The sequence below is a fragment of the Pseudoalteromonas sp. PS1M3 genome, from assembly GCF_016865405.1.
Classification (GTDB): Bacteria; Pseudomonadota; Gammaproteobacteria; order Enterobacterales; family Alteromonadaceae; genus Pseudoalteromonas; species Pseudoalteromonas marina.
On record NZ_AP022624.1, the window covers coordinates 923778 to 950348 of the forward strand.

Annotated in this window: 28 protein-coding genes and 1 pseudogene; 18 read left to right on the forward strand and 11 right to left on the reverse strand. The window is 39.3% G+C overall.

Annotated features, from left to right (window positions below):
- Position 1 precedes the first annotated feature (1 nt).
- Together bcsQ and bcsR are read right to left on the reverse strand one after the other, a co-directional pair.
- Positions 2-715, reverse strand: a complete 714-nt coding sequence (gene bcsQ, locus PS1M3_RS04215; RefSeq protein ID WP_203986438.1) for a cellulose biosynthesis protein BcsQ — start codon at positions 713-715, stop codon at positions 2-4.
- Positions 716-730: 15 nt separating this feature from the next.
- Positions 731-925 (reverse strand): BcsR/BcsP family cellulose biosynthesis protein, encoded by a 195-nt coding sequence (gene bcsR / locus PS1M3_RS04220; RefSeq protein ID WP_006791406.1) that lies wholly within the window; start codon positions 923-925, stop codon positions 731-733.
- Positions 926-1040: 115 nt separating this feature from the next.
- Between bcsR and bcsE the strand changes: the two genes are divergently transcribed.
- From bcsE to tyrR, 4 genes are all read left to right on the forward strand, one after another.
- Positions 1041-2657 carry a cellulose biosynthesis protein BcsE gene (gene bcsE, locus PS1M3_RS04225; protein WP_203986440.1) on the forward strand — a complete coding sequence of 539 codons (1617 nt, stop codon included), beginning with the start codon at positions 1041-1043 and terminating at the stop codon, positions 2655-2657.
- Between the two features lie 3 nt (positions 2658-2660).
- Positions 2661-2837 carry a hypothetical protein gene (locus PS1M3_RS04230; protein ID WP_006791404.1) on the forward strand — a complete coding sequence of 59 codons (177 nt, stop codon included), beginning with the start codon at positions 2661-2663 and terminating at the stop codon, positions 2835-2837.
- Positions 2834-4414: a cellulose biosynthesis protein BcsG gene (gene bcsG, locus PS1M3_RS04235; RefSeq protein WP_203986450.1), complete on the forward strand. Its 1581-nt coding sequence runs from the start codon at positions 2834-2836 to the stop codon at positions 4412-4414. Before PS1M3_RS04230 ends, bcsG begins: the two co-directional genes overlap by 4 nt.
- Before the next feature lie 171 nt (positions 4415-4585).
- A complete protein-coding gene (gene tyrR / locus PS1M3_RS04240) occupies positions 4586-6142 on the forward strand; it encodes a transcriptional regulator TyrR (protein ID WP_006791402.1) in 1557 nt (518 codons plus the stop codon).
- A 25-nt stretch (positions 6143-6167) separates the two neighbouring features.
- On the opposite strand, the gene PS1M3_RS04245 is transcribed toward tyrR, so the two are convergent.
- A complete protein-coding gene (locus PS1M3_RS04245) occupies positions 6168-6662 on the reverse strand; it encodes a hypothetical protein (protein ID WP_008127581.1) in 495 nt (164 codons plus the stop codon).
- A 107-nt stretch (positions 6663-6769) separates the two neighbouring features.
- Between PS1M3_RS04245 and PS1M3_RS04250 the strand changes: the two genes are divergently transcribed.
- A complete protein-coding gene (locus PS1M3_RS04250; protein WP_203986452.1) occupies positions 6770-7306 on the forward strand; it encodes a thioesterase family protein in 537 nt (178 codons plus the stop codon).
- Between the two features lie 31 nt (positions 7307-7337).
- Here PS1M3_RS04250 and PS1M3_RS04255 read toward each other — a convergent pair whose 3' ends face one another.
- Both PS1M3_RS04255 and PS1M3_RS04260 read right to left on the reverse strand, forming a co-directional pair.
- Entirely contained in the window at positions 7338-7646 is a 309-nt protein-coding gene (locus tag PS1M3_RS04255; protein ID WP_008127583.1) for an EscU/YscU/HrcU family type III secretion system export apparatus switch protein, read from the reverse strand.
- Between the two features lie 2 nt (positions 7647-7648).
- The gene (locus PS1M3_RS04260) at positions 7649-10273 is read right to left on the reverse strand and encodes a flagellar hook-length control protein FliK (protein ID WP_203986455.1); all 2625 of its coding nucleotides are present in this window, start codon (positions 10271-10273) and stop codon (positions 7649-7651) included.
- Positions 10274-10431: 158 nt separating this feature from the next.
- Between PS1M3_RS04260 and ccmA the strand changes: the two genes are divergently transcribed.
- The 10 genes from ccmA to PS1M3_RS04310 are packed head-to-tail and all read left to right on the forward strand — an operon-like array spanning position 10432 to position 18104.
- Positions 10432-11007 carry a cytochrome c biogenesis heme-transporting ATPase CcmA gene (gene ccmA / locus PS1M3_RS04265; protein WP_006791397.1) on the forward strand — a complete coding sequence of 192 codons (576 nt, stop codon included), beginning with the start codon at positions 10432-10434 and terminating at the stop codon, positions 11005-11007.
- Positions 11007-11693 carry a heme exporter protein CcmB gene (gene ccmB / locus PS1M3_RS04270; RefSeq protein WP_006791396.1) on the forward strand — a complete coding sequence of 229 codons (687 nt, stop codon included), beginning with the start codon at positions 11007-11009 and terminating at the stop codon, positions 11691-11693. The genes ccmA and ccmB overlap by 1 nt, the downstream gene beginning before the upstream one ends.
- Positions 11693-12430: a heme ABC transporter permease gene (locus tag PS1M3_RS04275; RefSeq protein ID WP_008127600.1), complete on the forward strand. Its 738-nt coding sequence runs from the start codon at positions 11693-11695 to the stop codon at positions 12428-12430. The genes ccmB and PS1M3_RS04275 overlap by 1 nt, the downstream gene beginning before the upstream one ends.
- A 2-nt stretch (positions 12431-12432) precedes the next feature.
- Positions 12433-12636: a heme exporter protein CcmD gene (ccmD, locus tag PS1M3_RS04280; protein ID WP_006791394.1), complete on the forward strand. Its 204-nt coding sequence runs from the start codon at positions 12433-12435 to the stop codon at positions 12634-12636.
- Positions 12633-13112 (forward strand): cytochrome c maturation protein CcmE, encoded by a 480-nt coding sequence (gene ccmE, locus PS1M3_RS04285; RefSeq protein ID WP_006791393.1) that lies wholly within the window; start codon positions 12633-12635, stop codon positions 13110-13112. Before ccmD ends, ccmE begins: the two co-directional genes overlap by 4 nt.
- Before the next feature lie 2 nt (positions 13113-13114).
- Positions 13115-15085, forward strand: a complete 1971-nt coding sequence (locus PS1M3_RS04290) for a heme lyase CcmF/NrfE family subunit (protein WP_203986458.1) — start codon at positions 13115-13117, stop codon at positions 15083-15085.
- Positions 15082-15651 (forward strand): DsbE family thiol:disulfide interchange protein, encoded by a 570-nt coding sequence (locus PS1M3_RS04295; protein WP_138740463.1) that lies wholly within the window; start codon positions 15082-15084, stop codon positions 15649-15651. The genes PS1M3_RS04290 and PS1M3_RS04295 overlap by 4 nt, the downstream gene beginning before the upstream one ends.
- Positions 15651-16112 carry a cytochrome c-type biogenesis protein gene (locus tag PS1M3_RS04300; protein WP_008127607.1) on the forward strand — a complete coding sequence of 154 codons (462 nt, stop codon included), beginning with the start codon at positions 15651-15653 and terminating at the stop codon, positions 16110-16112. Before PS1M3_RS04295 ends, PS1M3_RS04300 begins: the two co-directional genes overlap by 1 nt.
- Entirely contained in the window at positions 16113-17363 is a 1251-nt protein-coding gene (gene ccmI / locus PS1M3_RS04305; RefSeq protein WP_010557078.1) for a c-type cytochrome biogenesis protein CcmI, read from the forward strand. It begins immediately after the preceding gene.
- Between the two features lie 9 nt (positions 17364-17372).
- A complete protein-coding gene (locus PS1M3_RS04310; protein WP_138740464.1) occupies positions 17373-18104 on the forward strand; it encodes a VacJ family lipoprotein in 732 nt (243 codons plus the stop codon).
- A gap of 64 nt (positions 18105-18168) precedes the next feature.
- On the opposite strand, the gene PS1M3_RS04315 is transcribed toward PS1M3_RS04310, so the two are convergent.
- Positions 18169-19392: an EAL and HDOD domain-containing protein gene (locus PS1M3_RS04315; protein WP_138740465.1), complete on the reverse strand. Its 1224-nt coding sequence runs from the start codon at positions 19390-19392 to the stop codon at positions 18169-18171.
- Between the two features lie 332 nt (positions 19393-19724).
- Between PS1M3_RS04315 and putP the strand changes: the two genes are divergently transcribed.
- Positions 19725-21203 (forward strand): sodium/proline symporter PutP, encoded by a 1479-nt coding sequence (gene putP, locus PS1M3_RS04320; protein ID WP_138740466.1) that lies wholly within the window; start codon positions 19725-19727, stop codon positions 21201-21203.
- 71 nt (positions 21204-21274) lie between these two features.
- Here the strand turns inward: putP and PS1M3_RS04325 are convergent, their stop codons facing one another.
- Positions 21275-21589: a YebG family protein gene (locus tag PS1M3_RS04325; RefSeq protein ID WP_008127619.1), complete on the reverse strand. Its 315-nt coding sequence runs from the start codon at positions 21587-21589 to the stop codon at positions 21275-21277.
- A gap of 317 nt (positions 21590-21906) precedes the next feature.
- Between PS1M3_RS04325 and PS1M3_RS04330 the strand changes: the two genes are divergently transcribed.
- The gene (locus PS1M3_RS04330; RefSeq protein WP_138740467.1) at positions 21907-22203 is read left to right on the forward strand and encodes a helix-hairpin-helix domain-containing protein; all 297 of its coding nucleotides are present in this window, start codon (positions 21907-21909) and stop codon (positions 22201-22203) included.
- Positions 22204-22213: 10 nt separating this feature from the next.
- Here PS1M3_RS04330 and PS1M3_RS04335 read toward each other — a convergent pair whose 3' ends face one another.
- From PS1M3_RS04335 to PS1M3_RS04345, 3 genes and pseudogenes are all read right to left on the reverse strand, one after another.
- Entirely contained in the window at positions 22214-22516 is a 303-nt protein-coding gene (locus tag PS1M3_RS04335; protein ID WP_138740468.1) for a DUF6170 family protein, read from the reverse strand.
- 5 nt (positions 22517-22521) lie between these two features.
- Positions 22522-23040 carry a disulfide bond formation protein DsbB gene (dsbB, locus tag PS1M3_RS04340; protein WP_138740469.1) on the reverse strand — a complete coding sequence of 173 codons (519 nt, stop codon included), beginning with the start codon at positions 23038-23040 and terminating at the stop codon, positions 22522-22524.
- A gap of 241 nt (positions 23041-23281) precedes the next feature.
- Positions 23282-24259 (reverse strand): annotated as a pseudogene (locus tag PS1M3_RS04345) (integron integrase).
- 231 nt (positions 24260-24490) lie between these two features.
- On the opposite strand from PS1M3_RS04345, the gene PS1M3_RS04350 reads away from it, so the two are divergent.
- Entirely contained in the window at positions 24491-24871 is a 381-nt protein-coding gene (locus tag PS1M3_RS04350) for a hypothetical protein (RefSeq protein WP_138740470.1), read from the forward strand.
- A 493-nt stretch (positions 24872-25364) separates the two neighbouring features.
- On the opposite strand, the gene PS1M3_RS04355 is transcribed toward PS1M3_RS04350, so the two are convergent.
- Positions 25365-26408, reverse strand: coding sequence for an IS110 family transposase (locus PS1M3_RS04355; RefSeq protein WP_203987270.1), 1044 nt, complete (start codon positions 26406-26408; stop codon positions 25365-25367).
- Between the last annotated feature and the right edge of the window lie 163 nt (positions 26409-26571).

Below are 26571 nucleotides of genomic sequence, written 5' to 3' on the forward strand. Positions count from 1 at the left end.
GTCAGTTCGCCGCCTTACTTACAAGCCAACCAGCCAGTGTTTCAAAGTCATCGTTCGCTACACTGTATGGTGCGCAATTAAGGGCTACATTACGATTAGCTGTGGCCTCTTTAATAACTTCATCACTGTTGATAAAAAACGGCGCCATAAATGGTAATGTAGATTGCCAAAGAGAAAATAGATCAAATTCTAACACTGAGGCTGCGTTGTAACGATTAACAACAAAAAAGTGTTTCCAACTTGACTCTACTGACTTAAGGGTTTGTAGGCGCTTGTATATGAGGCTATGACAAATTGCATCGCAAGTGACTAGCTCAATAACAATATCGTTTTCTTCCAACGGGTAGTGAGAAATATTAATGTGTGAAGGGCAGTCGAATATTATCCAAGCAGATTCTTTATAATCCAGATTTTTGCAATTGTTAATTGTGGATATAATTTCATCTAACGTTGATTCATTATCGCCATGGGGTAAAAAAAGAACGCCATCGCTGTCTTTGCGAAAATGCAATAACGCATCGTCAAAAGTACTCTCGTTGCTCCAACCTTTTGTGGCTGTCCACTTAAGGCCAAAGTGCAAACCGAGGTCACTTTTAGCATCTAGGTCTATGGCAACCACATCAACATCAGATTTTTTCAAAACGCACGCTAAGTTTGCAACAACTGATGTGCTACCTACGCCGCCTTTGATACCTTTAATAAAAATCCTTTGCAATGGAGTTTACCTTTTTTATTTTTTTTCTTTAGATGTTTTTAATGCGTCATCAATTTCTTTCAATAGCGCATACTTGTTAATTGTTTTTTGATTTTTTTGTGTATTCATAATTTCTATGTAGTCGTCACTTTTCCCACCAAAACGGCGAGCTAGGTTTTCTATGTCACTTGATGTGAGTATTTGTGAGCTTTTTGTAGCTAAATTGTTCATCACAACCTTTGTAAGCGTAATATTTATTTTTATTAAAAGTGGACAATATTTGGCTATTATATATAGAATAGCGGGTAAAACTAGTAAAAAAGTATTTTTTTTGAGGGCTTTTTAAGTGCATAACTTTAACATAACGGGTTTAGAGCCGGCTGCAAAAGAGTTAAAATCGGCTTCAAGTTATGCTGTTTTAGCGCCTTTAGATAATTTTGTGGTTGAGTTTGCTTTACATGCAATTAACCAAAATTGCGCAAACGATATTTACATTGTTTCTCAAGACGTTGAATCTTTTTTTGAGTCGTCATTTTCTGCAGCAATTAATACTGCGTACAAACGCAGTAAAGTTCATCCATTTTCTCTCTCATCTGAGACACAGCATTACTCAATAGAGCGAATAAACAAAGGCATAATTAAAGAGATAGGCGCGTATAAAAAATTAAAAAATGCGCTAGTGTTTATCCACTTCAACACAGAGCTATTGAGTGTAGCAACCGAAGCTAGCACAAAAACAATAATGAACGATTACAGTGAGTTTGCAAAAAAAACAGGGGTTACCTTATTATTTTTGCTATCTGGTCCAGAAGTAACACACTATCGATTTTTAATAAGGCAGCTTAATAAATCTTTTGATGGATTAATTTTTGTAGATAATGATTCCGCTACCCGCGTTTTAGAGTACGATTATTGGCATCACACTACGGGTGTATTTGCTGATATGCAGTTTCAACTTTCGCTTGAAGATAATCAGTTTTTGGTACAAGAGGGAACTGTAAACGATCTAAAAGTATTCAATGGCTCGCATTTTCCAGATGAGGACGATGTTTGGTTAGTGCAAAGCGCGGTACCAATCGGTACAAAATTGCCTACGCATTATTATACCGCAAAAGACAATAATGAGCTGTTTGACAAAGGCCCCAAATTAAAAGCGGCAACATTGGTGTTTGCTGTGACGCGTTACACAGATTTAGCACTGCTTGGTAAACAGTGCTTTGAACTGAGGAAAAGCTGCGGTCGTTGGTTGAAATTGGTAGTACAAAATGTTGATGGCGTTATTCGCCATCAAGATGAATGTTTATTTTTAACTTTAGGCGTTAACCTTATTTTGTATAGCTTTTCTGAACCTTCGCGATTATTATCTCAAATTCAATCTATTCAAGGGTTTCAATTTTCTAGACCGTTACCGCCATCTGTCGAGCACGTTCTGAAATATACAGAAAATACGTTTTCTAAAGGCTATTTACCTTTTGATGAATTTACGCGCCAAGTAGAGGTTCATAGTGACTCTGCTGTTAATCTGGGTGTTAGCGGCGTATTGGTTAAGCTTGAGTTATTACCCCGCATAGAGCCCATTCACCCTTTACACTTGTTTCATATTAAGCGTGAAGGGGATGTATTTAGCCTTGCAGATAACACCGTGTATTTGTACTTGCATGCGTGTAGAGAGAACGACGTAAATAATGCAATTAAGCATTTATTCAAGCTACAAACGAGTGACTTTTTTGTGCAGCAAAATGTTATTTCAGATCATTTTCATATACAGCAAGAATGTAAGCAATTAAGGCGGCTTTATAGCGGTAAACAGGTTACTGATTATTCTAAACAGTTAACAGAGAATGATAGCTATAAGTTTGAACCCGGAGTGTCAAAAGGGATTACTGAGTCGTTAGACACACCTGAGTTTACAAATGATGCGCGCCCCGATGCTGTGTCATTTGTAATGAGATTAAAGGCTTAACCAATGAGTATTAATCAGCTTTTTATTACCGTTATTTTGGCAATTATAGTCGGTATTGTACTTTGCATGTCGGCAACTCAAATATTGGCCAGAGTAAAAACATATTATTACAAGCTTACTTTTAAACACGAAGTACTTGAACCTTATACACCGAATAAAAAAAAGAAGGATGAGCAGTGAAATTATCAGGTTTAGGAGCGTGGAATCTTTATTTCTTAGCTAAATTTGCCTTGTTTTATTACGGCGCAATTGATTTTAATGTATTAACCAATGCAGCCCTTGCAGCACTTTTAGCAATCAAATTTAAAAAAGCGATTATTGAAAAGTTAAAACATGTACTTGGTGGTATTTTTGCGATTGTCATACTTTACCAAGACTCTTGGTTGCCCCCAATAAATAGGCTGACAAAGCAAGCTGGTAATGTTCAAGATTTCAGCTTTGGCTATTTTTTTGAACTTTTAGCACGTGTCATCAGTGTAGATATGCTATTGGCATTATTCGTTATTACCGTGTGTTTTTGGTATACATCTCAGTGGTTACGTTTTACAACAATTACTATTGTTGGGCTACTTTTGATTGGATGGCAAGGAGAGGGTGAACAACCAGGCACAATAGTAAATGCCAACTCTACAAATACAACAATTAGAAATGAGCCTATTAATCAAGCACAAGTCATCACGCGCGAAAGCCAAACGCCTGATCAAAAATTGTCAGACTTTTATCAACAACAAAGCCATTTAATTAGCCATTTTCCTTCGCAAGTTAATGGCGAACTGTTCGATGTCATCGTTTTAAATATTTGTTCAATGGCGATTGATGATTTGAACGCTATTGGCGTTAGTGTTGAAGACATGTTTAATGATTTTGATGTGGTGTTTTCAGATTTTAACTCAGCAACATCATACAGTGGGCCTGCAGCTATTAGGCTTTTACGCGCAAGTTGTGGGCAAACAAGCCAAACGGCTTTATTCAGTGATGCACCAGAGCAATGTTATTTATTTAAAAACTTAGAAAAATTAGGGTATCAAAGCAGCGTTGTGATGAACCACGATGGCCACTTCGATGACTTTAAAGGCTTGGTTAATCGCTTTGGTGGCCTAAACTATAAACCACTTAATATTGATTCACTTCCAGTAGCGCAATACGGCTTTGACGACAGTCCTATTTATTCTGACGGTGCAGTGCTAGATAGTTGGCTTAAAAATGAAGCGCAAGATTGTGAGCCGTGTGCAATGTATTACAACACAACAAGCCTTCACGATGGTAACCAGCTTGCCAATAAAAAACGCATGAATAGCCTTGAAAGTTACCCAATCAGGCACGCTAATTTATTATCTGATATTAATCGTTTTATTCAAAACCTTGAAAAGCGCGGCCGTAATGTCATGTTAATGGTAGTACCCGAACATGGTGCAGCATTAAAAGGTGACAAGGTACAGTTTGCTGGCCTTCGTGAAATACCAAGCCCTACTATTGTATCTGTACCAGCTGCTATTAAATTTATTGGCCCAGACGTTAAAAGTTATTCGCAAATTATGATTAACGAATCGACTAGTTACTTTGCCTTATCTGAAATTGTTGCAAAAACACTTGAGACAAATGTTTTTGGGGGTAATAACAGCATTGCCAATTTAGTTGAAAACTTGCCAAAAGCACCAAAAGTTGCTGAAAATGCGGGCACAATCATGATGTATGTTAATAAACGACCTTACATACAACTTGATGGCGAAGAATGGTCTGCTTACCCTCAAGGTTAAAAGTAATTTAGCTATGTAGCAGGCTAGCTCTGCTGTGTAGCGTGTTTATGTTGTTATTCTTATGTGTTAATTAAAACGCAGACTTGTCCAAAAATGTTTACAATAAGCTACCTTATCAAAGCGACTTAGCGTATTATTCGGCTAATTTAGTTTTTCCTGCTTTGAGGATGTATGCGTCTAGATATTCACTGTGCTGATAGGATCGGTATCGCCCAAGAAATCCTTAATATTTTAGTTAACTACAGTGTTGATTTAAAAGGTATTGAGGTCGATTCTGTCAATTGCCGTATGTATGTGAGCTTCCCAGAAATAGAGTTTGAGCAGTTTCAAAAAATCATGCCTTCTATCCGTCTGATTGATGGTGTGCATGATGTACGCACTACCGCTTTTCTCCCTTCTGAGCGAGAGCATAACGAATTAAATACCTTGTTACGTGCATTACCTGATGGTGTTATTTCTATTGATGCTAAGGGCTGGGTACGTTTATGCAACGATGCTGCCTGTAAAGACCTGCAGTTAAGTGAAAAAGAAGTTATTGGTGCTAACATAAATAACCTACTAAAGGGCTTTAACTTTACGCGTTGGTTAGAAGGCAAGGAAGTGTTAGGCCAAACGACTCGGGTTGAAGTAGCTGGCGAAGACTTTATTGCAGATATTTTACCAATTGCCGTGCCACAAGGCAGTGAAGGCGATGTTTTAGCTGGTGCGGTTATTAACATTAAGTCGCAAAGCCGTTTAGGTCAGCAAGTTAGTGCATTTAGACGCTACGGACAAGAAAGCTTTGCCACCATTCATAACTTTAGTACTGCTATGCGCCGTGTTGTGCGTGAAGCACGAAAAATGGCACAGTTAGAAGCACCCATACTCATCACGGGTGAAACAGGCACAGGTAAAGAGTTACTTGCGCGAGCGTGTCATTATGCGTCAAACCGTTCTGTGAAGCCATTTATTGCGCTTTCGTGCGCGTCGTTACCTGATGATGTAGCGGAGTCTGAGCTTTTTGGTTATGCAGGCTACGAAGAAAATGCAGCGCCTAAACGCGGTGTACTAGAGCAAGCTGACGGCGGTACAGTATTTTTAGATGAAGTGGGTGAAATGTCGACCCAGCTACAAACTAAACTTTTGCGCTTTTTACAAGACGGAACGTTTAGAAAAGTAGGCGATGAGAACGAAGTAAAGGTTAATGTTCGTATTGTAGCCGCTACTCAAAAAGACTTACCCGCAATGGTTCAAGAAGGTGTGTTTAGAGAAGACTTGTACTATCGAATTAATGTATTAACTCTCGAAATTGCTCCGTTACGAGACCGCAAAGCCGATGTGGGTCCTCTGGCAGAGCATTTTATCCAAAAATATGCCCAGCAAAATGGCCATGCTATTCCGTTATTATCACAAGAGTGCTTGAGTTTTTTACAAGAATATCCGTGGCCTGGTAATGTTCGCCAACTTGAAAATGCTATTTACCGCGCAGTCTCATTGTTAGATGATAGCGAGTTACGTTTAGAGCATTTACAACTACCTACCTTTACACATGAGTTAGGGTATTTGGAGTCAGACTTTGAAGGCTCGCTTGATCAAGCTGTGAAGCGTTTTGAGGCAACGTTGCTGCGTAAACTTTACCCTGCTTACCCAAGCTCAAGGCAACTAGCTAAACGTTTAGGGCTTAGTCATACCGCAGTGGCAAATAAGTTGCGTGACTACGGTATAAACAGAAAAACCGTTAAGGTTTAGATGACTCTAAAATTAAAACAGGGGACTAGCTTTTAGTCCCCATGTTTTTTGTAACACCATCAATAGCAATCGTTTCTATACCGTCTTCATTAAAGTTAATAACAATACTGGCATTGTTGCGCGTAAAAAAGTAACTACGGTTGTTAAGCTCAATTACATAGTCGCCTTTTACTCGGTCGCTAAACTTTTGTTTTTTTAGTGACACAGTATGCTCACCAATTTGCCAATTAAACCCTTCAATAAAACCATTGTTAAACTCTTGAACCCATACCTGGCTTTCATCTTTTGATAGTGTAATTGCAACTGAGTATGAACTTGGAATACTTTGCATATTGTAGCTTTTAGCGCCAATTTTAAATTGTTCAGCTTTTTGTTGCCAAGCAAAACCAAAGTCAAATTCTTTTTGTATACCCGTTGAGTAGGTAATAGTGCCTTTGCCGGGTAATGAAAAATCAGCGAGTGCTGAATAGCTTGGTACGAGTAATCCAATAAACGTAATTATATGTAGTAGAGGTTTCATAAGCATTTTATTTTTATATATATGAGTAATAAAGAGTAAGGGAGAACATACGTCTTAGCAAGTGCTTGTGATACACTCAGTAAAATTTTGCTGGTAAGACCTTTGTTGTGAACTTATATATTCGACTCCTATTATTATTTTTTAAAATTAAGCGTAATAAACACTATCAAGATTTACTCGATACGGTAGATATTGATTACAAAGCACTTCCTACAGATTGTGATATTAATTTACATTTAACTAATTCGCGCTATTTGGCCATGATGGACTTGTCGCGTACGTGGATGACTGAGCGAGTAGGTTTGCTAAAACAAATAATGAAACGACGTTGGTTTCCTATTGTTAATGCAACAGCTATTACTTACATCCGTGATATTAAACCCATGCAAAAATACACTATTAGCACTAAGTTAGTGGGCTGGGATCATAAGTATTTTTACATTGAGCAGAAATTTAATTCTGATCGTGGTTTGCATGCGATTGCGTACGTACGTGGCGTATTTAAAAGCAAAAAAGGTGTTATAAGTATTGAAGAAATGCTTGAAGTGGCTGGCTTTGAAGGTAAAACCCCTATTTTACCCAGCGAAGTAATGCACTGGAAAGAAATGCTTGAGCAGAAAAAAATGACTAATTTACCAAAGTAAATGAAAAAGGCGCTTTGCGCCTTTTTCAATTTTAAGCTTTTATATTTAGCTTACCTTGAAAATCCTGCCACCCTGGTGGGAACTGCCCACGTAATACATACGAAAACGCAATCAGTTCTGCAATCACAAAATAAAGCTCTTTTGGAATCTCTTCACCTAATTCGAGGTGCGATAAGGTTTTAGCTAAATCGGGATCTTCGTGGATCATGATCCCTTTTTGTTTTGCTGCAGCGATTATTTCTTCCGCCAACTCCCCAAACCCCTTAACACTCACTGAAGGCGTGCTTCCTGCTTCGTATAAAAGGCCAATTGCCGACTTGCTCTTAGGGGAATCACTCATAGCTACACCTTAATATTAATAATTGCATGGGATTTATAAAAAGCAGCATGGGTTGCCTCCCCTCGTTTTAGGTTTAGTTCAGCAACTTGTAAGCCGTGTTTAGCCAGTTTTGAGCGCAGGTTATCAAGGTGAGGGTGGGCAATGGCACTCACTTCTTGGCTTGATGCTAATAATTGGCAATCGAGCGATTTGTCCATTAGCTCGGCGGTAATTTGTAGTTGACCGAGATCAGCATAATCAAAATTTAATCTAACAAACCAGACATTTTTAGGCTCTAGCTTATCGGCCGATGGTTTTTTATATTGCCCTAGTGTTATTTCTGTTTGGGCTGCTTCTGGCGGTAATTTCATCGGAAGTAAAAACTGTGCCAGCGGGTTACTTTCGGGTTGCTGACTTGGTGTTGAAACACTTACCTGTGTGAGCGTGTTTTTAACCTGAGTAAGCTCTCCAGCAAGTGCTTGCACTTGTGATTGCTGAAGTTGCTCTAGTATTTTTGAACTTGCTTTGCCAGCTTTAAACGTAGGCATAAGCACCTGTAGTAATGCATCAATGCCTGTTTTTGAGTCAAAGGTAATTGGGGTTACAGACTGGTTAATAATAGGCGCCGCCAAAATACTAACCGCTAGCTGCTCAAGCCCTTTGGTAAAGCTACTTTGCAGGGTGTCATGCGTGAGGCTGTGAGGCTGCAGCGTCGCTAATATCTCTCTTTGCACGGCAGTCGGGCTAACGTTGCTGCTTGATACCATACGATTAAAAGCTTGATTAACCAGCGCATTGAGGTCAGGTGTTTGCTTAGTCGCTTTAACTTGAATATCGGCTATTTGACTGCTCAATGAAATTTTTTCTTCAGTGAGTTTGTGAGTTGAATCATGCGATGGTGGCAGCTTTAAAAGCGGCGTTAATATCTTAGCTTCAATAGGTTGCAACATTTGGCTTGGTGAGGCAATAGTTGTTGTGTTACTAAATACTGTATTAAATAGGGTGTTACTTGCTGGTGTAGAAGATACAGCATGTGTTTGTTGGGTTGCTGGGCTATTGGCTTTCAGGGTAGGGAGTGTGGCCAGTTTATTATCTGCATTAGATTGTTGAGCGTGGCTAAGCCCCACTTTTGTAACAGGAAGAGAATTTAACTCTTTAATTGTCGTTTGTTTTTGTAGGTCGTTACTCAAGGTGGATTGAACTTGCACTGTTTGGGTTTTTAATACTTGCTCTGTATTTTTGGTTGCGGGTTCTGCCTTTGTTTGAGTGCTTAACAGTGCGCCTGATTGTGCACCTACCTCAGCTTTACTTTGGGCTGAGGCTTTTTCGATTGATTGGGGGTTATGTTCTGGTGTATTTGCCGTATTAGCATTGGGTATAGGCAAATGACTACTGATAACTTTGCCACCAGGAGGCTGCCAAACAGCAACATTTGCTTTTATTAGCTGTGTTAACTGCACAATAGGGGGTAATTGAGAGAAGTGCTTAGGTAAAATATTAACAAGTTCAGTACTTGGCTTTTGCGCGCTATTAGGAACTTGTATACCTGCATGTTCAATTAAATTAATTCTACTTGTTAGTGAGGACGGGGCGATAAACTGTTTTTGTAAAGTGAGTGATTGTGCGATTTGAGATTTGTTTTCGTTTGCAAACGATTTGTTTTCAAAATAATTTACTGCATCATTGATTCGTGTTTTAAAATCACTAAAACTAGTTTGCAGCCAAGACTTTATAGGACTATGAGTACTCACCAGCGGGCTTGCTTTAACGGTGTTATTGAACTGCGCTGGCGCGGTTTGTAAATTAGCGTGTTGCGCAGTAAGTAATTCATTAAAAGGTTTAGTAAAAGAGTTACTCAGCATCACTTTTACGCTTTGAGTTTGTGTTGTTATTACAAGCTTATCGGCTTGATTTGCAACAGTCACTTTCACGGGCGAGTTAGGCAGTTCAGCAAGCTGCGTGTTTGATACTTGCGTGGTGAAAGAGCCTGATTTTTGCGGATGCGTTATAATGGCTAATTTAGGCGTTGCCTGTAGTTGTGCATTGGGTAACAAGCTTGCTAGCATTTTAACCAGCTTTGTTTGGCTTAACGGCTGGGTATGAACGGTATCAGCAAAGCGGTTAATAACATCAATTTGCGCGCCTTTACTGTTGGTACTTATGACTAGTTTTAAAGGTTGCTCTGTGCTGAGTAGCTGAGCAACCTCTTTATTAATAGCAATACTAGCATTGAGCTTATCAATAATTAGCTTTGGTGCTGGCGCTAAAGCAAGCTGAACTGAAAGTGGCTTGCTTTCAACCTCTGCGCCGGTACTAATAAAATTTAATAAGCGTTGTAATTGGGCAGGCTGGTTAAGTTTAATTGTTGCTGCATTTGGCAAAATAGATAGCTGCTTTCCGTCTGCGCTTAGTTGAATGCGCGCGCTAGCAATTTTATCTAAAGATTGAGGGGCATTGCTTGTGCCTAGTCTGAGCGTTTGCCATTGCTTATTAACCAGCACTTCTAGCGTGATAGAGTCTTTTGAAAATTGAATGTTTTTAGCCGCAAGTACTTCACTTGGTAATTGTGGTAACTCATTGGTTTGGTTATTAGTTGATGAATTGATAACCAATGAATTGGATAATGTTATTTGCGTTGGCGTATTCATTATTTTAAATCAAGTTTTCTCTATTTTAAGTGAATCGATTTTAAAGCAATATTCGTATTACCCTATCATTATGGTAGACTAACGCCTAATTTTTGGCAGAGAGAATCGTCATCTTGTTACACATTAAGTCCGTCTCCTGCATCAAGCAAGAACGTTGTTTGTTTGCGGACCTTAATTTTAGCCTTAAAAGCGGTCAAATCATGCAATTAGCGGGTCCTAATGGGGCTGGTAAAACATCGTTATTGCGTATCATCGCTGGCTTTTCTGCGCCTGATGAAGGCGAGGTTTTGTATCAAGAACGCTCAATAAATAAATACTATGAAGAGTTCGCCCACGACTTACTTTTTATAGGCCACAAAACGGGTGTTAACATTCAGTTGAGCGCTGTTGAAAATGTACGCTTTTGGTTACGGATCAACGGTTATTCAAATGAGCCTGACCTTTACCCAATTTTAGCAAAACTAGGCTTGGTCGGTCTTGAAGATGTGCCTGTTAGAATGCTGTCGGCAGGCCAGCAACGACGAGTTGCATTAGTTAGACTTTGGCTAAGCGACGCAAATTTATGGGTATTAGACGAACCATTTACTGCGCTCGATAAAAGCGGTGTTGCGTTTTTGCAGCAGCGATTTACTCAACATCTAAATAATAATGGCGCCATATTATTAACTACCCACCAAGACCTAACTACTCACTTTAGTGATTTACAAACAATCACATTGGAGTACCGCCACTGATGACTCGTCAACACTCTTATTGGTTACTATTCAGTGCGGTTTTTACTAAAGATATAAAGCTTGCTTTTCGCCAGCGAGCTGAAATTGTAAACCCAATATTGTTTTTTTTAATTGTTATTTCTTTGTTTCCGTTAGCAATAGGTCCTGAGCCCGGTCTACTTGCTAGAATGGCGCCCGGTATCATTTGGGTTGCAGCTTTACTCTCTACCATGTTGGGCTTAGATAAACTGTTTAGAGATGACTTTAATGATGGATCTCTCGAACAGTTAATTGCCTCATCGTACCCATTGTCACTTACAGTGCTTGCAAAAGTGGCTGCACATTGGGTTGTGACGGGGTTGCCCCTTGTATTAATGACCCCGTTATTCGCTTTATTACTTAATTTAGATAGTAATGCGCTGGTGGCCACTGTTTTAACGTTATTATTGGGTACACCGTTATTAAGTTTTATTGGTGCAATAGGTGCTGGGCTTACTGTTGGGCTACAAAAAGGGGGTATTTTGATGAGTTTACTCGTACTGCCTTTGTATATTCCTGTTCTAATTTTTGCAACGTCGGCTATCGACACCAGTGTTATGTCGCTGGATTATAGCGGGCAACTTGCCATCCTTGGTGCTATGTTAGTCATCGCTATAATTAGCGCACCAATCGCCATATCGTCAGCTTTAAAAGTGAGTATAAGTTAATGTGGAAGTGGTTACATCCCTATGCTAAAGCAGAGCGTGCATACCAGTTATGCAATACGTTACTGCCTTATTTTGCCGTAGTTACGGTTGTTAGTATGCTCGTTGGTTGGGTGTGGGGGCTTGGTTTTGCACCTGCCGATTACCAACAAAAAGACAGCTACCGTATCATTTTTATTCATGTTCCTTCTGCCATTTTATCAATGGGGGCATATTCCTCTATGGCCATTGCTGCCATTGTTGCGCTTGTATGGCAACTCAGAAACGCAGAGCTTGCCGTTATAGCAATTGCACCTGTTGGCGCATGTATGACTGCAATAGCACTTATAACCGGGGCTGCTTGGGGTAAACCTATGTGGGGCGCTTGGTGGGTGTGGGATGCACGACTCACATCGGAGCTTATTTTATTATTTTTATATTTGGGCGTAATTTCGTTATACCACGCTTTTGAAGATAAAAAATCAGCGGGCCGTGCTGCATCTATCTTAGCGATTGTAGGGGTGATCAATTTACCAATCATTCACTTTTCGGTTGAGTGGTGGAACACCCTCCATCAGGGAGCAAGCATCACTAAATTTAATACCAATGCGGTCGACCCAAGCATGTTTTGGCCATTAATGGTAAATATTTTAGCCTTTGCAGCGTTTGTTGGCACAGTCACTTTAATTCGTCTTAAAAATGAAATTTTGCAACGTGAAAAGCATCGCCCATGGGTGCGCCAGTTGCTTAATAGGGGGTAATTATGCAGTTTGACTCTTTTTCTGATTTTATTGCAATGGGAGGCTATGGATTTTATGTATGGCTTTCATTTGGCACATGCGCACTTATTTTACTGGGTATTTTAGTGAGCTCTTTAAGAGATACTAAGCATATTATGGCTTCAGTAGAGCAACAGATTGTGCGTGAAGAGCGTATAAAACAAGCCAAGCAGGAGCAAGCATCATGAACCCTAGACGTAAAAAACGCTTATTAGTGATTGTTGCTATTTTATTTGGTTTGGGTTCTGCCATTGGCTTAGTGCTTTATGCTTTACAAGAAAACATAAACTTATTTTATACCCCAAGCGAATTGATTGATGGCAAAGGCCCAAACAAAGAAAAACCTTTTATTGGTCAAAAGCTTCGTATTGGTGGCATGGTAGTCCCAGGATCTGTTGAAAGAAACGAGCAAAGCTTAGAAGTGAGTTTTAAATTAATTGATACAGGTCCATTAGTGACTGTGAAATATCAGGGAATATTGCCTGATCTGTTTCGTGAGGGGCAGGGTATTGTTGCGCAAGGTGTTTTAATTGAGCCTAATGTCATTGAAGCGTTTGAAGTACTGGCCAAGCATGATGAAGAATACATGCCTGCAGAAGTTGCTGAAGCGGTTAAAGGTATTAAGCATGAAAAACCAAAATACAACTTAGATAGTGGTAATTAGCTATGATCCCAGAAATTGGTTATTTTTCTTTAACGCTTGCCATGGTGCTGAGCGTTTTATTATGTATTTTTCCACTTTGGGGCGCGCATACAGGTAATCTTCGCTTAATGCGTGCTGCCCCCTCTTTAGCTATTGGTCAGTTTGCGTTTGTATTAATTTCGTTTGCTGCGCTTATTTACGCAAGTTTAACTGACGACTTTACCGTATCTTATGTGGCGTATCATTCGAGTAGCACACTGCCATGGTATTACAAAATAACATCGACTTGGGGCGGCCATGAAGGAGCAATATTGCTTTGGTTAGTGATGCAAGCAGGATGGACTGCTGTTGTTGCTGCTCGCTCAAAGTCATTACCTTGGGTTCTACGTGCCCGTGTTTTAGGCGTGCTTGGTTTTTTAGGTGTTGGTTTCATGATGTATACCTTACTATTATCAAGCCCATTTGAACGTTTACTTCCTTATTTTCCGGTAGAAGGGCGAGATTTGAATCCGCTTTTACAAGACCCCGGTATGATCATTCACCCGCCATTACTTTACATGGGTTATGTTGGGCTATCGGTTGCTTTTTCGTTTGCTATTGCAGCACTTTTAACAGGTAAGCTTGATAACACGTGGGCTAAATGGTCACGTCCGTGGACAATGACCGCGTGGGGTTTTTTAAGTTTAGGTATTACTATTGGCAGTTGGTGGGCTTATGCAGAGCTTGGCTGGGGTGGCTGGTGGTTTTGGGATCCAGTAGAAAACGCGTCGCTTATGCCTTGGCTTGTTGCAACCGCTTTACTTCATTCGCTAAGCGTGACAGAAAAGCGCGGCATTTTTAAATCGTGGACCGTATTACTGGCAATTGCAGCATTTTCGTTAAGCTTGCTGGGAACGTTTATTGTGCGTTCAGGTATTATTGTATCAGTTCATGCGTTTGCAACTGATCCCGACAGAGGCCTGTTTATACTCGCCTTTTTAGGAATAGTTGTTGGCGGTGGTTTGGCGCTTTACGCATTACGCGTATCGCAAGTTCACAGCGAAGGACGCTACAAATTTGTATCGCGCGAAGTGGCATTGTGGCTAAACAATATCTTTTTAGTTGTGGCGACCTTAATTGTATTATTGGGTACTTTATTGCCTATGGTGCACAAAGAAATGGGCTTAGGCAGTATTTCTATAGGTGAACCGTTCTTTAATAAAATGTTTGCAATACTACTTGTGCCATTTGCTATTTTAATGGGCATTGGTCCTTTTTTACGCTGGAAGCAAAACAAATGGGCGTTTTTACAAAATAAAATTGTTGTGGGTATTTTGGCCAGTGTGGCGATCACTTGTGTATGGTTGTTCTCAGCTTACGACGAAGTGACACCACTTACGCTTTTAGCAACAACGCTGGGTGTGTGGGTTGCTGTTTCAACCTTGATTGACATTTACACTAAAGCCGCAGTGCATGGCACATTAAAAGAAGGGTTAAAACGCTTAGGTGTTAGTTATTGGGCAATGGTGCTAGGCCACATTGGTATGGCATTTGTTATTGCGGGCGTTGCGTTAACCTCTGCGTACTCTGTTGAGCGTGATGTATCGATGAAGAAAGGCGATATAGTGCAGCTTAATCAATACAACTACCGCTTTGAAGGTGTTAAAACAATCCGTGGACCTAATTACAGTGGCCATGCTGGTGTTGTTACGGTGCTAAAAAACAATGATGTAGTCACTCGTTTATACGCTGAAAAACGTAAATACGATATTGGCATGCAATTTATGACAGAAGCCGCCATTGATGCTGGCTTTACACGTGATTTATACCTTGCTCTCGGTGAGCAATTAAGCCAAGGGGCTTGGTCGCTCCGCATATACCACAAGCCGTTTGTGCGTTGGTTATGGATTGGTGGTGTATTAATTTCACTTGCAGGGTTTATGATTTTGTTTGATAAACGTTACCGTACATCTGCAAAAACAGCTCGAAAAGCAGCAGCGGAGAGTGTGTTATGAACCGTAAATTGTTAGCTATAGCGCCTCTTTTAGTATTTGCTTTTGTATGTGTGTTTTTATACCAAGGTTTATTTGCAAACCCACGCGAAATACAAACTGGGCGAATAGGCCATGAAATGCCTGCTTTTACGCTTCCTGATTTAATGCAAGACAACAAGCAATGGACTAACGAAGCGTTAAAAGGCGAGGTATATTTACTAAATGTATGGGGCACTTGGTGCCCAACTTGTTTAGCTGAGCTGGGCTACTTAACAAAGCTGCGAGAGCAAGGCATTAAAATTATTGGCTTGTATTATGTGCAAGGCTACGACGCCGACTTTGATGGCCCGTTTGACATGCAAGCACTACGTACTGAAGTACAAGATATGCTTGAGCGTGCGGGTAACCCTTATCAGTTTAATATTTTGGATTTACATCGAACGCTGTCGTTAGATTTGGGTGTTTCAGGTGCGCCAGAAACATTTTTAATCGATAAAAACGGCACTATTTTGCTACACCATACCGGTGATATAAATCCACGAGTATGGCGTTCTAAATTTGCACCTATGATGCAGGAGCTAAAATAATGAAGTGGCTATTGTTTTCACTCAGCCTTTTACTAACTACGAGTGCATTAGCGCAAACTGATCGCTACGTATTTGATACCGACGAGCAAGCGGTTCGTTTTGAAGAGCTTACAAAAGAACTTCGTTGCCCTAAATGTCAAAATCAAAACATTGCTGATTCAGACGCTATTGTTGCCAAAGACCTACGTGAAAGAGTGGTAGAGCTAGTTAAAGAAGGCAACACCAAAGATGAAGTAATTGACTACATGATTGACCGCTATGGTTACTTTGTTCATTACGACCCACCTGTTACACCTGCAACACTAGTACTTTGGGTGTTGCCGGTATTAATTGTTATTGTTGGGTTTGGTTTTATTGTCATTCGTCAGCGTAAAGCGTCTGTAAAGCAGACTTGGAGCAACCAAGATGAAGTACTTTTAAATAAGCTAATTGAACAAAATAAACGTCAGGAGCAAAGTTAAATGATTTTAATGTGGGCGTGTTTTGCTTTACTCACACTGATTGCACTGGCGTTTGTTATGCTGCCTTTTTTACAAAAAGAGCGTGTTAAAACAATTACTCACAACGCAAATGCCGAGCTTATAAGTATTTACGAACAACGTTTGGTTGATTTAAAAACCGATTTAGATAATCAACGTATAGATGATGCTAACTATTCTGAATCGATAGTTGAACTAAAACGCCGTTTGCTTAATGAGCTTTCTCCAGAAAAGTCATTAATTAGCAAAGGTAACAACCGTATTTTTGCCCTGACAGGGGGCGCATTTGTTATTGCACTAAGCGGTATTTTTTATAGTTTAACGGGTAGTCAACAGCAAATTTCAGCATGGCACGATGCCATGGATAACCTGACCGAATACGGTGAGCGCGCTGTGATGCAAAAAGGCGAGCAGCTTACTCAAAATGAGTTACAAGCATTTGCACTGGCGTTACGCACCAAGTTAAGCCGTTCAGGCGATGATGAAATGGCATGGATGTTACTTGGTCGTGTTGCCATGTCACTGAATGAATTTGATATGGCTCAGCAGTCATTTGATAAAGCACTGCGCATGAACCCTGATAATAAACAGGTGTTAATAAGTTACAGCCAAATCTTGCTACTTGAGGGTAGCGAAGCGAATATGACGCGTGCAGCGGGTATGTTGTCTAAAGTGTTAAACGCAGAACCGACTAACTTAGATGCTATTTCGTTATTAGCGCTCATTGCTTACGAGCGAAAAGACTGGCCTCAAGCTAAAGCCGCCTTTGAAGTATTGCTAGCCAGTATGGAAAAAAATGATTCTCGCTATGGTTTAATATCTCAGCGTATTGCAGATATAGAACTGCAAATGCAAAGCGAAGGCTCGGTAATGCCAGTAACTAAAGCCAACAGCATTGCTGTTACCGTTAATGTTGCTAGTGAGCTTATAAATAAACTGCCTGAAAAGGGGACTTTATTTGTATTTGCAAAAGCGGCAAATGGTTCGCCAATGCCGATTGCTGCTGTAAAACTCACTTCATATTCATTCCCTGTTACAGTTGAGTTAAACGATAGCACTGCCATGGTTGAAGGTATGAACTTGTCTAGCGCAGAAGATATTATTATATCGGCGCGTATTTCGCTTGATGACTCTGTTATGCCAAGTTCAGGTGAATTAGAAGGGCATTCTGGCTCATTAAAGCGTGAAAGTGTAAGTGAATACCAACTTAAAATAGATACATTAATACCTTAAGGACGAAAAATGTTAAGACAAAGTTTAGCTTTTTTAAGCTTTTTGATACTGGCCGGTTGTGCGCAAGTACCAGAAAGCAAAGTTGATGAAAGAGATCCACTGCAAAGTATTAACCGTCCGTTGTATGACTTTAATATGGATGTTTTAGACGCTTACATACTTCGCCCAGCAGCGGTTGGTTATGTTGCCGTGACTCCTGTGCCTGTGCGTCAAAGCATTGTTCACTTTACGGATAACCTAACTGCACCGGTTGATATAGTAAATGCTGGGCTACAGGGTAAACCGGGTAACGCAAGTGTAAGCCTTGCGCGCTTTTTAGTGAATTCTACCGTGGGCATTTTTGGTATTTTTGATGTTGCTAGCTCGCTTGGTTTAAATCGAGTTGATGAAGATTTTGGCCAAACAATGGGTGTGTGGGGCATTGGTGATGGTGCATACTTAATGCTACCTGCAATGGGGCCTACTACAGCAAGAAACTTAACCGGTGACGTAGTAGACAACTTTGTTCTGCCTGAAATTGCCTTAACTACGCCACAAACGGTGCTAGTATTTGCGTTAAAAGCGGTAGAAGCGCGTGCTTCATTGATGGCGCAAGAAGGGCTTTTAAATGACTCACTTGACCCGTATTTATTTGTAAAAGATATTTATTTTCAGCGTCAGTTATTCGAACTTTACGATGGCAACCCGCCAATTAAAGAAGAGCCTGCCGACTTTGATGAAGACTTTTTAGAAAGTTTATAAGCCAAATCAAAATAAAAACGCCAGCTTAATGCTGGCGTTTTTATAGAATAATGCTTGGCAAGTATTAGGTATTAACCATCAAACTCATTTGCTCGTTCACCCAACTAAGTGCCTCGTGATACGCATCAGGTACTTTATCTGCAATATTAAGTGCTGTTGAAATGTCGTTTGCTTGTGACCAATCAGCCTTTTCGTAATGTTTAACAAGGTTTAAGTATTGCGCTAATAACCCCTCGTTATCTAACAGAGCTGCCTTAATATCGTTAGACAAAGGAAGCTTTTGCATCACACTTTGCATACTTTCATCTAAAATAGCGTCCATTAACGACATCATACCGGTTAAAAATGCCATGCCGGTGTCTTTCATTTGGCCATGTGAAATAGCTAACAGTTCACAAAAGCGAGCGCGTGTAAGTGATAGCCTAATTAACTCTACCGGTTTATCAGCCGATACTTGTGCAGCAAATAACAAAGAGAGAAGTTTTTTGATCTCTTGGGCACCTAAAACAATAAGTGCTTGTTTTATAGTGCTTATTTCAGCTCGTCGTGTAAAGGCTGCTGAGTTTGAGTATCGGAGCAGTTTGTAAGATAGGTTTACGTCGCGCTCAAATACATCGGTGATTTTTTTTAGGTCCATCTCTACACTTGACGTTTGGTAAAGTAATTCTGCAAGTGCCATTTCTGATGGTGGTAACGCTTTACTTTGCACCATTTCTGGTTTTGAAAAGAAAAACCCTTGAAAATAATCAAAACCAAGCTCTAACGCTAAGCTATATGCTTCGTAGGTTTCTACTTTTTCAGCTAAAAGCTTTATATGAGGGTGCGCCTTTAGCTCTTTTATAATGGTTTTTATTGTTGCTAAATCACATGTTAAAAAGTCGATTTTAATAATATCGATAAACGGATAAAAGTGGCGCCACACCGGCTGGTGAATGTAATCATCGAGCGCGATGGTGTAGCCTTTGTCTTTGAGGTTTTTAACAATCGCAAGTAAACGTTTACCCGGTTGAATTGTTTCAAGTATTTCTACAACAATGGTGTCTTTACCCAACAGGGTAGGGTAACCCTTAAGTAAGGTTTCTAGTGTAAAGTTAATATAAGCGGGTTTGTTATCGGTTAAGTCTTCTAAACCAAAGTTAAACTGACTGCCCTCAATTAAGCGTGTAGTTGCTTCGTCACCATCTATATTGGGAAATACATTATCCACGCCATCACGAAATAAAAGCTCATAACCAATAAGCTCTTTATCACGATTTAAAATAGGTTGGCGCGCAGCATAAAAATACATAAAAAAATCCGTGTCAGTCGAGTCAGTCGCTATTGTAATAATATATTAGAAAACATACAAAATAGCATGCTGTATATTTTACTAAATAATAAAATATCATTATTAAATAAAAGCGTTTGGCTATTTTTTTGCGTGTAAAAAAGTTTTTTTAGCAATTGTTTTCAACATGATTATTTTTAAACTAAGAAAATGCAACAAATAGAGATTTTTGTTACAAGCATGATATAGTCCAAAGGAATGCTTTTATCCTAATAGTGACTTTATTATAAAATTTTAAGAGTCAATATTCGGATCAAAAGCCTGCTACTTTTAATTGTTTTATGGAGGCGAATTTGGAAACAGGAATGATCATTTCATTGTCACTATATTTTGTTGTTATGTTAGGTATTGGTTTATATGCCTATAAGCAGTCAACAAGTGATGTTTCTGGTTATATGCTGGGTGGTAGAAACTTGTCGCCAAGTGTTGCAGCACTCTCAGCGGGTGCTTCAGATATGAGTGGCTGGATTTTAATGGGGTTACCTGGCGCCATGTTTGTTACTGGCTTAAGTAGCACATGGATTGCATTTGGCTTAATTGCCGGTGCATGGTTAAACTACTTTTTAGTCGCGCCGCGTTTAAGGGTTTACACTGAGAAAGCTAATGACTCCATTACCATCCCTGATTACTTTTCTAACCGATTTAACGATGAATCAAATTTACTCCGTGTTGTGTCGGCTGTTGTAATTATTGTGTTCTTCACACTGTATACCTCTTCAGGTGTTGTTGCCGGTGGTAAACTATTTGAAAGCTCATTTGGCTTAAGCTACGAAATGGGGCTATACATCACAACGGGTGTTGTTGTTTTGTATACACTCTTTGGCGGCTTTTTAGCGGTTAGCTTAACTGACTTCGTGCAAGGCTGTATTATGTTTATTGCACTTATTTTAGTACCCGCTGTAGCTTACTCTTTGCTAGAGCAACCACTGCAGTCAACCCTAAACAGTGTTAATCCAGACATGCTAAGTTGGATAGGCGCAGGGTCTGCGCTAGGTATTATTTCAGCAATGGCGTGGGGCTTGGGTTACTTTGGTCAACCACATATTATTGTTCGCTTTATGTCGGTGCGCAGTGTTAAAGATATGCCAACAGCACGTCGTATTGGTATGTCTTGGATGATTGTCGCTGCAATTGGTGCGGTAGGTACGGGTATTTTTGGTGCAGCATACACTTATGAAAACAATATAGTTGTGGATGATCCTGAAACTATATTCTTGATCCTGTCAGAGCTGTTGTTTCATCCACTTATTGCTGGCTTTTTACTTGCGGCAATATTAGCTGCAATAATGAGTACAATTTCATCTCAGCTATTAGTAAGCTCAAGCTCACTAACTGAAGATTTTTACAAAACATTTTTACGTAAAGAAGCCAGTGACGCAGAGCTTGTACTAGTAGGGCGCATTAGTGTGTCTATTGTGGCAATACTTGCTATTTACCTCGCATACGATAGAGACAGTTCTATTTTAGACTTAGTGAGTAATGCATGGGCTGGCTTTGGTGCTGCATTTGGCCCGCTTGTATTGTTTAGCCTTTACTGGAAACGTATGAACTTTGCGGGTGCGCTTTCAGGTATGGTTGTGGGTGCAGTTACTGTTTTACTATGGATTTACGGCCCATTCACAATCAACGGTGAAAGTTTAAGTAGCGTAATGTACGAAATTGTCCCAAGCTTTATACTTGCAAGTATTGCTATTGTAGTTGTAAGTTTAGCAACCAATGAGCCTAACTCAGATATAACAACGTTATTTGATGAAGTTGAAAAAGAGCTTTAATTAATATTCGTTTTTATAAAAGCTATAAAAAAGGGAGCAACTAAGTTGCTCCCTTTTTATTTGCAAAATGTTTAGCTTGCTTGTTTAGCGTTGTTATCGTCAATAGATGCAACGTTATCTGATTTTTTATTTTTACTTGCCGCTTTAGTAGTAGGCTCTTTGGCACCTTTAAGTACCGACATAAAGTCGTCTTTACTTTTTGCTATTTCTAACGCAAGCGATTCTATTTGTTGCTCACTCAATGGCACGTCTACTTTTTCTAGCATCAGCTCAAGTGATTCTGCTATGTCTAGCATTTTGTCATAGGCATCAGCTTCTTTCTTAGTAGTAAACGTCATACGCTCGACTCCGTTTCGTTCTACAACATATTTAACAACAACAGCCATGATTTCTCCTGCAAACTTGCTTGGCACTGTGGTTTATAAAAAACCATAAGATTACTGTTTTTATATACAGTAAAGGTTTACAAGTAAATATGCAAGCGCAGAGTTGTAATTTTTAAGTGTCTTAAATTTGACAAAAAACGGTAACTTAACTTTATTTAATATATCACTTGGTTGTACCAGCTGCATTTTAAGGATTTCGGATAAAAGTGATAATGCATTTAGGTACTTCCAAAGTGGCTAGCCTCGCGTTTGTCATTTATGGTCTTCCCTAATAATTAAAATAAATATGTTCTAAAATGGACAATAAGGACGAATAAATGAAAATATTTAAACTTTTACTTATAGCAAGTTTGCTAAGTATCCTACCCATTACTACCTCTTACGCGCAATTACCTGAAGTGAGCAAATCTATGGCTCCCATCGAAGCGGTAAGTATTAATGATGCAGATGCAAAAATGTTGGCTAAACTTCCTGGAATTGGTAAAAAGAAAGCACAAGCAATAGTAAATTACCGAGATGAAAATGGTTCATTTACAAGCCTTGAGGACTTGGCCAAAGTGAAGGGGATTGGCAAAAAAGTAATGGCTAAGTTAGAAGGAAAAGTTAAACTTTAGCAAAAGGGCGCTAAGCGCCCTTTTCATGTTGTTGTAGTGCATCGTCTAAGTTTTTTCTGGCAAAATTTATATCGACCGGAGAGGTTAATAACGGATAAAAAAGCCCACCGAGTATTAAAAAGGGAATGATTATCCAACCTTCAAAAAGTGTAAATATTAAAAACAACGGGCTTAATAGCAATATTTTGATAATACGCAGTAATACACGGTCGGTAGGTGACAGCATTGATAAAGACCGTGCTATAACAAGCTGTCTCTCGCGTATTTTTAAATGTTGCAACTGTTTAAGTTGACTAGAAAAAAAGGTAAACATAATTATTAAACCGTTCTTTTTAGTATTAAGCGACTACCTAATACAATAAAAAATGTTAGAGCGAATAGCCCAAAAATAATTTCCATCCAAGCCGGCATACTGAGCGATAAAAACTCCCAATCTATGTTACCGCAATCGCCAGTGGCTTCAAAAAAGCTCGGTATCCATTCATGCAGCGGCATAAACGATGGAAAGTTAGGCTCAAACTCGCAGCTAAACGCAAACGGATCTGTTGTTGTTTGCATATCTATGTGCTCACGGGCAATTAAATACCCCCAAATGCTCGATACACCCCAAGTAATGTAAGCAACTATACGCATTATTTTACTTTGTGGATTAATTGACCCAACAATACCCGCGCCAAGTAATCCTAACACCGCGGTACGTTGATAAATACACATAATGCAGGGCGCTAACCCCATTTTATATTGAAAAAACAATGCGGTTACTTCTAGCATAAAAACAATCGCAGTGAATAAAAGCCAAGGTGTTCGTTGAGTCGGTAATTGCGCAAGCCAGTTCATAAAAAGTCCGCTAATAAATAAGGCGTTAGATTATGACGCACGAAAAAGTACGCGGCAACAAAAAGAGGTATATAAAAAAGTTTTATAGATATCCTCCAAATATTGTTTCAGTATTCTAAATGGCTATATTGAAATACTTTGTGATATGTTTTTATGCATATTGTGGTTTTGATGGATTTACATTCTTGCTACTGGAAAATATGTGCTTTGTCCATTTGTTTGCCTCATGGCGGGTTTTACGCTAGAAAATTTTGCTTAATGGGCTAACAACACCGTTTGCCCCTTGCTGTAAGACATGAGTGTAAATCTGCGTGGTTTAACATCTGTATGGCCTAACTGAGCTTGCACCGTTCTTATATCTGCTCCACTTTGTAATAAGTGTGTTGCAAAAGAATGGCGAAAGGTATGAGTGGTCACAATCTTTGTAATATTGGTTTGCTTTAATGCCTTTTTAACCGCTTTCCTAACACATGTTGGATGGAAGTGATGACGCCGTATCTCGCCAGTTTCTGGATCACTTCTTAATTTATAAGAAGGAAATAAGTATTGCCACGCGAGTGATTTGTTAGCTGACGAATATTTACGAGCTAAAGCGTTTGGCATCCATACGCCAGTGTATTGTTCGTTTTGTAAATCTAATCGCAAATATTCTTCAACTTGCATTATTTGATTTCTAAGTAACGGGAGCAACTCAGTTGCAAGGGTAACGATACGATGTTTATTGCCTTTCCCGTTCCAAATTTGAATACATTTATAATCAAAATCAATGTCTTTTACTCGCAGTTGCACAGCTTCCATCACTCGCAAGCCACTACCATACATCAACCCCACGATTAAGTAATATCGCTTAGATAGATGAATCATTAATTGTTTGACCTCATCGGGTGTCATTACAACAGGCAATTTGGGTTGTCGTTTACTTCGAGCAAAGTTCAAGTTTAACGAAAGTTCATTTTTGACAATATGTTTATATAAAAAAGCTAGTGCATTTAAAGCTGCACTTTGTGTTTTAGCTGAAATGTTACGTTTTAATACAATATGGTCCAAAAACGCTTCGACTTCTGAATTTCCCATTGAGCTTGGGTGGCGTTTGTTGTGAAAGTGAATAAAGTTTGCGATCCAACTCAAATAAGCATTAATAGTTCTTAGTGAATACTGAATACTGTCGAGTGAGCATATAGTCTGCAATGTAATTTAAATACGCAGAGCGAGTTTTCATTTTCAATCCATTGAATTGGTGCTGTATTTATATACAGTTATAGCTCAGTCGCTCGTTTTATACTGAGAAGAAAACGCGCATGTATGAATTTTAATAACACTGGCAATTAGTTGGCAAGTTTGTTAAAAATAAACCAATAAGAAAACGAGCTACGCTATGGTAGAAATACGCGCGATTAGCTCGCTATAAACATGTTAGGTAACAAGGAACGTATAGCGTTTAATTTATATTATGGATTTTAATCAATTAGAAAAACCTCTTTTAGAACTAGATCCTATCTTCGAAAAATTTGCTAATAAACACAGTTTAATAATTACAAAAAATCAGAAAGATTGTCCAGAGCGCTCAATTGTTTGGGGCACTAACGTTAGATGCTTAATTCAGCTTTACCTTTCATCTGAAACTGGTGGATATTTTAATTTATGGTTGTGTGCATCTGAAGATACAGCTAATGAACGTTTCTGGAAGCACGAAACTCCCATAAAGGCTTTGAAAATTGATGACTTCAAAACGGATTTATATGAGTTACTTGAAGAGTCTTTTGTAAAACTTAATACGTGGGCAAATGATAGAAGTACTTTAGAGTTTGCCACAAAGCTAGGTAAGGTGTAATTTGTTACCTAACACATATGAGCCTTAACTCTGTCAATAGGCATTAGTGTTCTTTTTGACCGTTTTTATAAATTGACGGTCAATTCTAAATCAATAAACAAATTCGTTTACTTCGTCTGTCGATACGGCTGTTAAGCAAGTAGCTTACGGCAAACACATATAGAGGCTCTCTTATTGCGATCTCATCGCAGCCAGCTTTTTCCTATATCCTTTTGGGGTTGCTGGGGCACTAGACATTCATCGGTTAACCTCATCATGGCACTATTCAAGGCGGCTGGTTTCATCATTATGATCCAGTTAGTTTCAGGCTCAAGTCAGGTGTAAGCGACTTTGTTTATTGTATTAATGCACGCGTACTGAGCGTCTAATCAAGACAAGTGGCTTAGGTCTGTAGGTATATAATCAGGTTAAACCTTGTTGGTTATTAGCTCACCCAATTGATTGATGCTCAGCCTTATATCCAGTTAGATGTTCAGCTCACTCAGTACCGTGACTAACTCTTTAAGAATTTTGCTTCATCGAATACCGTCTCTTTTTTAAGCATATAATAAACACAGCGACCAAGCTTATGCGCAAGCGCTGACAATGCTTTGGCTTTGCTCATTCGTTTTTGTAGTTTTTCGAGGTATTTGTTGGCGTTGTGATTGTGACGCAGCAGCAATACAGCGGCTTCGGAGAACGCCCATTTTAGATGTGCATTGCCAATTTGGTTGCCTTGGGTGCCATAGGTTTTACCGGCAGACTCTGCTTTACATTTGACTAACCGACTATATGAAGCGAACTTTTGTACGCTTGAAAAGCGATTGATGTCACCAATTTCATAAATAATGGTAAGTGCGAGAATGCGGCCTATACCATTTATTGTTTGCAAGATATTAAGGTGAACAGGATTGTGTTGCTTGGCCATTTGTTCAATATAATGCTCTAAAGGCTTAAGCTCGCTGTGATAGCAATCGAGTATGGCCATGTTTAAATTAATAGAGCGTTGAACAACGGGATCAGGAAAGTAATAACGCATCTTTTCTCTGTCGCAGACGTTCTTTAAATTCACGTTGTGGGCAGGTAAATTGTACTGGCTGGCGGTATTGGCGACATGGGCTTTTAAATCAGCTCCGTGGCGAACAATTTTAGTTCTTCTGCGTAATAAGTCGCGCGTAGCACGCATATCTTTGTCATACACATAAGCAAGTGGAAAGTTCCCCCCACGGATGAGTTTGGCAATTTTATATGAATCTATTTTATCGTTTTTGGCTTTACAGCCATGAATTGCTTTCATATACAAAGCATGACCGAGAATAAAGTCGATAGTGTGTTCTTTACAAAAGTCAGCGACCCAATACCAACAGTGCATGCATTCTACGCCAACTACAATGTCACCGATATACGGTTTTAGTAGTTTTAATAGTGCTTCTGGGTCATCTTTAATTTTCTTGTGAACAAGTATAAGTCCTGTATTATCAATGATACAGACGTAAAGTAATCGGGCGTGTAAATCGATTCCACAATAAGAGTGATTGGGGTCAAATCTTGACTTCAGACATTTAAAATCTTCAATGTGTACAATTGGCTGTTAGTTCAGCCACTAAGTTGAGTCTCGTTACTTGCAATATTTCCCCTATGTTTAGCCTAATTGTAATATGGTATTTTCAATGAATTTGTTTATTAAAAGCGATTTTTGTTCCTTTTAAATGGCCAGTCGC